The sequence below is a fragment of the Roseibium sp. AWQ4_254 genome, assembly GCF_056161025.1.
Window position 1 is genome coordinate 45,262 of record NZ_JBSWYH010000032.1, and the last position, 8,976, is coordinate 54,237.

Genomic DNA, 8,976 nt, shown 5'->3' on the forward strand with positions numbered 1-8,976 from the left:
ATGGGGATTGTTGAGGATCTGGCCCAGGAGCTGCAGGGCGCGAAGTCCGAGCGGCTCTGGTATGAAACCGACTGGCAGGACTATGTCACCTATACCGCGCCGGACATGGAGCGGTCCTTCAACCGGCCGGGGGGCATTTGCGCGCCGGACGGCATGAGCGTCTACCGGCGCTCGGCGGCGCGCGAACGCTCGCGCAAGCTTTATGACCCGACCGCAGTCTGGCTGCTTGACCGGCTGGCCTCCGGTGTTGGCTCCCTGACCATGCCGGAAGGCTTCAACTGGCATGGGGTTGCCTTTGGAGACCCGTTCGCCCCGCCGCCCAGCCAGGAAGACGAGGAGTTTTTCGAGCTGGTGCGTGATCACCTGTTCCGGGTGCGCTATGCGGGCCGGTCCGGCTTTGCGCTGGCCAACCGGTCCCGGCTCCTGTCCACCATCAAGCTGGGCACCGGTGTGCTGTTTCCCATCGAGAACGAGAGCAATCTCGTCGATATCCGCACCCCGGTCCATTACCGCTATGTGCCGCTTTACGAGGTCTATCTGATCGTGGATGCGCAGGGCAATGACTGCGGCTTTTTCCGGGTGCGCACGCTGAAAGCCTGGCAGGCGGTGAAGGAATATGGCAGCGCGGTTTCGGCCCGGGTGAAAGAGGATGCGGCTGACCCGGTGCGCAAGACCGCCGAGCACCGATTTGTCCATGCCTGCTTCCTGCGCGAGGGCGGTTATGACGAGGCGGCTGACATTCGCAAGTCGCGCTATGAAAGCATCCATTTTGAAGAGGAAAGCCGCCATATCTGCCGCAAAGGCGGCTATTTTGAATATCCGCTGGTGATCAGCCGCTGGGACCGGGACGGCCTGTCGCCCTATGGCTCGCCGCCCCAGGCCAAGCTGATGAGCGACATCAAGAGCCTGCAGAGTCTCGCCCGGGACGGTTTGATCGCAAGCTCCCAGGCGGTGCGGCCGCCGATCGCCACCCACCGGCAGGAACGGCAGCTGGATCTCAATCCCGGCCGCACCAATCCGGGGCTGATCGACGAGCAGGGCCGGCCCCTGTTCCGGCCCATGCTGGAAACGGTGAACCCGGGCGCGGCGGATAGCCAAATTGAGAACATCCGCGAGAAACTGCGGGTCGGTCTTTATGGCGACCTGTGGCAGACGCTTCTGGACGGCAATGGCCGCACGGCGACGGAAGTCAATATCCGCCGCCAGGAAATGGCCGACATGATCGGGCCGTTCTCCACCAACATCATGGCGGGCAATGAAACTCTGTTTGAGCGGGAGATCGGTATTCTGGGCCGCCGGGGCGCCTTTGCCAAAGGCTCGCCCCTGGAGCCGCCCCAGAGCGTTGCGGAAAATGATGTGACGCTGACTTCGACCGCGCCCATCGACCAGATGCGCGAGGCCGGGCATTTTGAGGCGATCATGGGCTTCCAGGAATATCTGGGCATTGCGGGGCAGGCAGATCCGGCGATCCTGGATCTGCACGACCGGGTGGAGGAATACGACCTGACCCGGCGCTCTCTTGGATTGCCGGCCAAGCTGAAACGGCGGCCGGAAGAGGTGGAGGCCCTGCGCCAGCAGAAGGAGGAGGCCGCGGCCCAGCAGGAGCAGATGGCGGCAGGCGAAAGCCTGGCCCGCATGGCCAAGGACGGCGCCCCGCTCCTGAAAACCCTGAACGAAGAGGGAGGCGGCCTGGATGCTCTGGCGCTCGCTTAAGCGGACCGCCCGGCTGCGGGCGGACAGGACAGCCGCCATCGAACGGGCCTACAGGTCCGTTTTTTTATGCCCGGAGGGGGAGGTGGTTCTGGCGGATCTGGCTGCGGAATGCGGGATCTACCAGGCCGCCCCGGTGGATCTCGCCCCCCGCGAGAGCGGCTATCTGGACGGGCGCAAGGCCTTGTTTGCCCGCATCTTGTCCATGATCCGCATTTCACCGGAAGAACATACCGCGCTGCAGGAAGCCGCGCGGCTGGAAACCCTGCCCGATCTGGGCACTGACGAGGGATTGTGATGAACGCGTTTTCCAATGCCGGGTCCGGCGATGACATGGCCACTGGTGACAGCTCCCCGGCACAGGGGGCAGACCAAGCCTTTGACGGGTCTTTCAACGGGACGGAAGCCGAGCCGACGCTTGACGGCGACTTGACGCAGGCGCTTCAGGTGCCGGGCCAGGAGGCAAGCGAGGAGGACAGGGCGGCCTTTTATGCCGAAATCTCCAAAAGCTGGACGCCCAAGGGCGGCTACCGTTTCAGCCTGCCGGACAGCCTGCCGGAGAATTTCCCCTATGATCAGGCCTTTGCCCAGGAGGCGAGCGGCTGGTTCGAGGAAGCGGGCCTGCACCCCGCCGCAGCGCAGGCGCTGCATGACAAATGGGTGGGCAAGATGGCGCAGGAGTTCTCCGCCCAGGAAGACAGCGCGGCAGGCGCTGCCCGGATCCAGCAGCAGGCGGCAGAGACCGCTCACCGGGAACTGGTGCAGGAATTCGGCCCCCCGGAAAGCGACGGCTACCAGAACGCGGTCGCCCGGGCGGACCGGGCTTTGACCGGCCTGAAATCTGCCGGGATCGACCTGGCCGACTGGTTTGCGGGCAAAGGCGCGCTGAGCCGGGCCGACCGGAACGGGCTGCAGCAGGTGGTGGACCCGGTGGCGGTGAAGCTGTTGAGTTTCATCCACGACCGGGCCTTTGCCGAAGACGGCTTTGCGGGCCTTGGCGACGACGGCGGCGGCGGCAACCCGTTCGCGCCGGGCAGTCTCGATCTGCAGCAGCAATCGGAGCTTCTCGACCGCAACCCGGCCCGCGCCCGCCAGATGATCCTGGCCGCCGGCCGGGACCCCGGGTTGTTCCGGGTTTAGGTTGTAGCCGAAACGTTTCGACATTTTGCTTTCAAGTAATCGTCTTCTGGTCTGCAGGCAATGCAGCTGATTGGGGTTGGGGTCGGAAAATTTTTCCAAATCAGGAAAGCGAGCGAATATTTTGGCCTTCTTTGGTCTGAAGAGAAAAGTTCTTCATTTTTCATTGTGCGTTCCGAGTAAGCGTCAGAATTGTGTCAGTAGAGCTGGCCGCTCCGACGAACAATCCCACCAAAAATCTGAAAAGGAACATCTATGGAAATTCAACTGAGCATGTGGCAGCTGTATGAACTTTTGTTTGCAGTTAGAAAAGAAGCCGACCGCATTGGCATGCCGCCGAAAACGCTCTTGACAATAATGGCTTATGAGACAGCGGGGACACTCGATCCGTGGAAAAAGGGGCCGAAAACACAATGGGGGAGGCACATTGGCTTAATTCAGATGGGGGAGCCTCAACGCCAAAGATACGGATACACGAAAGATTCTAGCATTTCCGAAAAAGTAAAGTCGAGCGCAGACTATTTGGTTGATCGGGGTTGGTTGCCTGGAATGAGCGAAGTTGATGCTTACAGCATTGTCAACGCGGGAAGACCAGGGCTTGAAAATAGAACGGATGAGAACAACGGGGGCGCGCCGGGGACAGTCGCAGAAAAAGTTGGGGGCGAGACCTGGCGAACTTATTCGCGGCAAATGTCCGACTTGCTCGAAAGAGTCGGGCCGACAAGAGCTTTGAGCGAGTTTGCTGACAAAACGGAAGATCAGCTCGCCTATGAAAATCTGCGTGTGGGGCCAACTTTCGGAGACATTGGAGAGACGCTGCCAGAAAAGTTCGACACTCTTGAAAAAGCACGCGCCAATATGTTTAAGATTCCAGACTTGACCGCGTGGCCGGATGCACCCAGACCTAAGCCGGATCGATCTGGATTGCCCGGGGGAATGATCACAGGGCATTCTTTGAAGGATATGTCAGTGCCTTTGGTCGCTCCTGATTTCGAAGATGATGAACGCCTACTTGACCCGCGTCTCTTGGACACTTCAAAAGTACCTGTGCCATCTCCGAAACCTCAGCGAGACCGGGCGATGAAAGGGGCTAACCCCTTCGATCTCGAAACATCTGACCTCAAACAGCAAGCAAGGCTTATCGAGGAGAATCCTGTGCTGGCAAAGCGGATGATCCGGGCTGCTGGACGGGATCCGGAATTGTTTGGGTTTGCGTGAGGGCGGTGGGGGCCGTGGCTTTTGAAGGCTGATGGCCCCTTGTTCCGGGTGGGGGCCTATCTTGAGAAAAAAGCGTGTGGGCGGTCCTTCGGGATTGTGGCTGCCGGGTTTGCCGGTCGAGGCGGCAGATTGGGCGGCTGGTTGACGTCTGAAGCGGGCCGTTCCCCCTTTGTCATCCCGGCCGCCGCGCAGGGGCGGGCCAGTCTCCTTTGCCCGCTGACATCGTTAGATCGCACGTGTTTTGGGAAACACCACAGCGCGCACAATCAGCCTTCTCAGAAGACAAGGCAGATCCGGTCAAAAATGTCAGCATGGCAGTTCCTTTTGGCACGATTGAAGGAATCCTGCAGCACCTCTTTGCTGCGAGGCGTGCCTGGAAGAAGAGGGGAGCATCTTGGCGCCGCCCTTCTTCTGACAAGGGCCGACTTATGCGATTAAAACAGGTTGTGACATATTCTGGTTGTTTTTGCAGGGGTATAATGAGAACGTAAAGCGAACATTTCAAGTGCCGGGAAAGGTGTCACCGATGAAGGGGCTGCGAACGGGTCTTGTTGCTTTGGGGGTGGTGCTCGCTGCGCTTCACCCTGCCTTTGGGTCTGAGGAGGAGGGCCGGGAACAGTGCCCGAGTGAGCGGGAGTGGGGATCGGTTCTCGATCCGGAGAACCGGCCGCTGCTGCTGAATTTCGCGATGGGGGTCGTCGGAGGCCATTCTGCCGATGGGGAGGATGTCTCGGGGATCGTTTATGCAGAGCGCCTTTATTTCCTGTTCATCCATTCCTATCAGGACACGCCAGACTACAGAGACATGTATTCGGGCCTTTTTGAAGCCTTGCGGCAGAACCCGGTCACCCTGGTGCATTTTGGAGACGCGGCGTTGCGCGACATGAATGCGTGCATGACCGGCGGTGGGGCGGCCGACTGCGCAAAGATGGCGCTCGACAAGGGCTATGTTGCACCGCTGGCAGAGCTGATGTCGAAGCCAAGCCTGAAGGAGCCTCTGGCGTTTTTCAAAGCGTTTTGCGAGGCTGATACCAATCACAATTGATGATGACCTATTTGACCGGGCTTTGAGGGTCTTCGGCTAGGAGTGCGTCGCAGGTCGATACGGGGTATCGGGCCAGACGTGTGACAACGTCCGAAGACCCTCCAAGCCCGGCCTCCGGTGACCCAATTGCGCCCAACGGACATCGTTGCACCGCTTATCCGGTCAACCAGACCGGGTCGCGCGATGCACCTAGCCGTTGAACGCAATTGGGACATCAAATAGCTCATCATCAATTGCGATTGGTATGACTAGGGGCGTTGGCTGCCGCCCCGCATCCTGCCAGCATCCTGGGGAAAGGGAGAGTGGCCGGGGGAATTGCGCTATGCCGCCGACCCCAGATGCACAAGGGTGATTTCGGGCGGGACGCCGAAGCGGAGCGGCAGGATCGAGCAGCCCAGGCCACCGGAAATGATCAGGTGCCTTTCGCCCGGTGGCTGGCCGGACCCGGCCACGCCCCGCAGCGGGCTCCGGGACTGGATATGGCCGTAATTGCGGGCCTTGCCAAGCGTGGTGCCGCTGACCGGTTTGTAGCCGAAAAAATTGATCTGTCCGCCATGGGTATGCCCGCACACGGTCAGGCTGACCCGCTCGGGGACTTTGCGGAAAATCCTGGGTTCATGGGCCATGAGCAGCACGGGCGCGTCATCGGTGACCTGGGCCAGGGTGCCCGGCAGATCGTCCTTGCCCTGCCATCTGGGGCGGTTGGCCTGCTTGTTCGGAACGAGGGCGATCTGATCATCCAGCCCGGCCAGCCAGAAGGGCTGGCCATCTTTTTGCAACCGGACGGCACGGTTCTGATACAGCGTGATCCCGGCCTCGATAAGGGCCTTGCCGGCCAAGGGCAGGCCTTTGCCGGTGCGCTGCACCGTGAGGTCGTGCCACCAGTCATGATTGCCCAGAATGGCATGGGTGCCGAGCGGGGCTGTGAAACCGGCGAAAACCGGCGCCCAGTCCTTTGAGTGAATGGACCCGGTGCGGAACCTGTGGCCGGGCTCATAGTCGCCCAGCATCAAGACGATATCGGGGTTGAGGGCGTTGGTGCGTTCCACAATGAAGCGTAGCCGCTCCAGCCCCATCCAGGGATCACACACATGGGGGTCGGCGATCAGGGCGGCGGTCAGTGACAGCCCCTCCGGCCACCGGGGCGGGGTCAGAAAATAGCGTTGGGTGCGCAGCCGGAACGGTTCGATGCCAACCGCATAGGCGGGCAGGCTTGCGGCGCCCAGACAGGCGGCTGCAAGCCCTTTCAACACAAAGCGGCGGGTGATCATCGCACGGGGTTCCTTTCGTTCCCTTCCAAATCGGTACGGGACAGTCGTACCGGGAAACGGGGCTGAAGCGAGACGTATTTTTGCAGATTTTCAGGAGTGTTTCAGGGCGCTCTGCTCAGCTTTGAGCGGATCAGCCTCGGGCCCTCCTGGGGTTTTCCCACGGTCCCTGGGCACATCGCGTTTCATCGGATGTGTCTTTTGCTGCCTGACATCAGGGGTTGCCGCAAAAGACAAGACGGTTTGAACCGTTCGCAACGCGATACGCCCAGGGGCGTGGCGACACCGGGCCTCAGCGCCTGCCAAATGGGGCCGGAGGGCCCTTTGCTGCCTGAAATTGAGGATTTCAGCGCAAAGGGGCGCCCAGACGGCCGACGCGGCAGACCTTGAAGCCCGCAAGCCGGCCTTGTCAGGCCGGATCTTTCAAACTCCAAACATGGACAACTCTATGACGTCACAGATTTCTGACATTGTGGTGCCGCGCGTGTTCACGCCTTACATGGCGGAAAACAAGCCGGCCAAACTGGTGATGCTGGAAAAATCCGGCATTCTGGCCGCTCCGGCACCGGAGATCGCCAAGCGCTTCAAGGCGGGCGGCAACCAGATCGAGGTGCCCTACTGGGAAGACCTTGATGACACGGAACCGACCGTGATCGACGACAGCGACAACAAGATCGCCACAAGCAAGATCACCGCCAGCGACATGCGGGCCTACAAGCACCGGCTGGCGAAAAAATACGGCGCCAAGACCGTGGCCAGCTATGCGGCCACCGGCCGGGGCGACAGTGCCATGAACCGGGTTGCCGAGCGCATCAGCGCCTATTGGGGCCGGCGCAAGGAAGAGCGTATCATCGGCACTGCCGAGGGCGTGATTGCGGGCAATGTGGCCAACAATAACAGCGACATGGTGTTTTCCGTCTATTCGGACGTGGCCTCCCCGACTGCGGCCAACCGGATCAGCTACCAGGCGATCAACCGGGCGCGGCTGACCATGGGTGAAAATCTGGATGACTTGCGGGTCATTGCCATGCACAGCTTCGTCTATGGCACGCTTCTGGACGATGAAAAGATCGAGTTCAAGAAGCCTTCGGAAGCCCCGTTCGAAGTGCCTTACTATGCGGGCATGATGGTGCTTCATTCGGAAAAGATGCCGGTGAGCGATGGCACGAATTCGCAGGAATATTCCTGCTTCCTGTTCGCGCCGGGGGCCTTCATGCATATTGACGAAGTGCCGAACCGGGAAACGATCTATGGCAATGAGGGCACGGAGATCACCCGGGACCCGGATATTGGCGATGGCGGCGGGGCGGATTACCTGACCACCCGCCGGTTTGAAATGATCCACCCGGCCGGCATGGATTTCACCGGGGCCTCGCTGGCCAAATCGCAAGGCGCCAGCCTGGCGGAACTGCGCAGTGCGGCCAACTGGACGCGCAAATACACCCGCAAGAATGTGAAGCTGGCCTGCCTGAAGGTGAATATCTGATCCGGGTCTGACGGCCAGGTCCTGCCCCCCGGACCGCATGTGCGGCTTGATCTGCCGCGCTGACCGGTGCCTTGCACGAACGCGGCCCCGGGGGCGGGGCTGCTGGCAGGGCTGCTGGCGGGGCTTGATCTGGACGGGGCGGCTTCAGATCTCAGAAGCCGGGAAAAGCCTTCGGAGTGAAACGGAGGGAGTGCATTTTCTGGTTGCTGGCAGGAACGTTTCATGAACAAATGCGCAGTGCAACACGAGGCGGCACATGGCGGATTTTGACGATATTACTGACTGGTGGGACGAGTTACAGGACTATTTCGAAAAAGGCGGTGATGAGGCCTATGACTACCTTCATCGGGATGGTCTTGATGTGTGGAAACTGGAGATCCCTGTCGCGCAGGTTCAAGAGTTTGCTGCACTTCTTCTGAGGCATGAGGAAACCCGATACATCCTGACCAAATTGAGCGCGTGGGAAAAAGTGAAGGACTCTCTTGGAGGCTCTTGCGACGACACCGACCCGGAATGGCTAGATGCTCCGGTTGGAGCCATTCAACTCTTTTATGCTTTTTACGAATGGTACTGCATGAAAACAGACCATCCGGCGAGTGACTTTCGTCTGTTCAATTTTGGGGAAACGGCTGCGATTAACGTTCTTGAGGGAGTGTTCAGTTCTCTCGAATCCAGGGAGTGCGTTGACTTTATTGAGGAGAATCTTGATTTCAATTTGTTTCGGGAAGATGAGTCATGACGTCCAAGAAAAATGGAAAATAACTCGCAACTGATCTGATGATTAAAGACATAAATTCGATCTACTGCAATAGAGCAAGCGCCTTTGCGAAGAAGAAATGTCTGATCTATCGGGAAGCATGCGCAGGTCAGAGAAGGTCATGCTTCTGAATGCGGTCAAGATTGTTGTTGGTCATCAGACGGGCGGTGCCAGCAGACTTGGAACAACTCATGAACCTCTTTTGCGGCAAATCGCGTTTAAACGGCTTCAGATTTCCCTGTCTCTCGGCTGCGCCTCGAACGCGAAATCTGAAACATTCTGACTTCAAGTAAACGCGGCGCGCTCGAAGAGAAATAGCAGGACAAACGACATGGCGGATTTTGAGAATATCACA

Annotated in this window: 9 protein-coding genes; 7 read left to right on the forward strand and 2 right to left on the reverse strand. The window is 59.5% G+C overall.

Annotated elements, in window-relative coordinates; genetic code table 11:
- From ACXAIC_RS20805 to ACXAIC_RS20825, 5 genes are all read left to right on the forward strand, one after another.
- Positions 1 to 1,713: a portal protein gene (locus tag ACXAIC_RS20805; protein ID WP_475184795.1), complete on the forward strand. Its 1,713-nt coding sequence runs from the start codon at positions 1 to 3 to the stop codon at positions 1,711 to 1,713.
- Entirely contained in the window at positions 1,694 to 2,008 is a 315-nt protein-coding gene (locus ACXAIC_RS20810) for a Bbp19 family protein (protein WP_475184797.1), read from the forward strand. Before ACXAIC_RS20805 ends, ACXAIC_RS20810 begins: the two co-directional genes overlap by 20 nt.
- Complete coding sequence (locus ACXAIC_RS20815; protein WP_475184799.1) at positions 2,008 to 2,850, forward strand: hypothetical protein; 843 nt, start codon at positions 2,008 to 2,010, stop codon at positions 2,848 to 2,850. Before ACXAIC_RS20810 ends, ACXAIC_RS20815 begins: the two co-directional genes overlap by 1 nt.
- Before the next feature lie 252 nt (positions 2,851 to 3,102).
- Complete coding sequence (locus tag ACXAIC_RS20820; protein ID WP_475184803.1) at positions 3,103 to 4,065, forward strand: hypothetical protein; 963 nt, start codon at positions 3,103 to 3,105, stop codon at positions 4,063 to 4,065.
- A 526-nt stretch (positions 4,066 to 4,591) separates the two neighbouring features.
- On the forward strand, positions 4,592 to 5,110 hold the full coding sequence (locus ACXAIC_RS20825; RefSeq protein ID WP_475184805.1) for a hypothetical protein: 519 nt from the start codon (positions 4,592 to 4,594) through the stop codon (positions 5,108 to 5,110).
- Positions 5,111 to 5,430: 320 nt separating this feature from the next.
- On the opposite strand, the gene ACXAIC_RS20830 is transcribed toward ACXAIC_RS20825, so the two are convergent.
- Complete coding sequence (locus ACXAIC_RS20830) at positions 5,431 to 6,381, reverse strand: metallophosphoesterase (RefSeq protein WP_475184808.1); 951 nt, start codon at positions 6,379 to 6,381, stop codon at positions 5,431 to 5,433.
- 445 nt (positions 6,382 to 6,826) lie between these two features.
- Between ACXAIC_RS20830 and ACXAIC_RS20835 the strand changes: the two genes are divergently transcribed.
- Together ACXAIC_RS20835 and ACXAIC_RS20840 are read left to right on the forward strand one after the other, a co-directional pair.
- Positions 6,827 to 7,864, forward strand: a complete 1,038-nt coding sequence (locus ACXAIC_RS20835) for a hypothetical protein (protein WP_475184810.1) — start codon at positions 6,827 to 6,829, stop codon at positions 7,862 to 7,864.
- A gap of 256 nt (positions 7,865 to 8,120) precedes the next feature.
- Positions 8,121 to 8,603, forward strand: coding sequence for a hypothetical protein (locus tag ACXAIC_RS20840; protein ID WP_475184814.1), 483 nt, complete (start codon positions 8,121 to 8,123; stop codon positions 8,601 to 8,603).
- Between the two features lie 127 nt (positions 8,604 to 8,730).
- On the opposite strand, the gene ACXAIC_RS20845 is transcribed toward ACXAIC_RS20840, so the two are convergent.
- The coding region (locus ACXAIC_RS20845) for a hypothetical protein (RefSeq protein WP_475184818.1) at positions 8,731 to 8,976 on the reverse strand (246 nt) is incomplete at its 5' end.

What these genes read in the sequence shown, in the direction of transcription:
- ACXAIC_RS20840 (WP_475184814.1), top strand. Translation starts at nt 8,121, where the DNA reads ATGGCGGATTTTGACGATATTACTGACTGGTGGGACGAGTTACAGGAC.
- ACXAIC_RS20825 (WP_475184805.1), top strand. Translation starts at nt 4,592, where the DNA reads ATGAAGGGGCTGCGAACGGGTCTTGTTGCTTTGGGGGTGGTGCTCGCT.
- ACXAIC_RS20810 (WP_475184797.1), top strand. Translation starts at nt 1,694, where the DNA reads ATGCTCTGGCGCTCGCTTAAGCGGACCGCCCGGCTGCGGGCGGACAGG.
- ACXAIC_RS20835 (WP_475184810.1), top strand. Translation starts at nt 6,827, where the DNA reads ATGACGTCACAGATTTCTGACATTGTGGTGCCGCGCGTGTTCACGCCT.
- ACXAIC_RS20805 (WP_475184795.1), top strand. Translation starts at nt 1, where the DNA reads ATGGGGATTGTTGAGGATCTGGCCCAGGAGCTGCAGGGCGCGAAGTCC.
- ACXAIC_RS20830 (WP_475184808.1), bottom strand. Translation starts at nt 6,381, where the DNA reads ATGATCACCCGCCGCTTTGTGTTGAAAGGGCTTGCAGCCGCCTGTCTG.
- ACXAIC_RS20820 (WP_475184803.1), top strand. Translation starts at nt 3,103, where the DNA reads ATGGAAATTCAACTGAGCATGTGGCAGCTGTATGAACTTTTGTTTGCA.
- ACXAIC_RS20815 (WP_475184799.1), top strand. Translation starts at nt 2,008, where the DNA reads ATGAACGCGTTTTCCAATGCCGGGTCCGGCGATGACATGGCCACTGGT.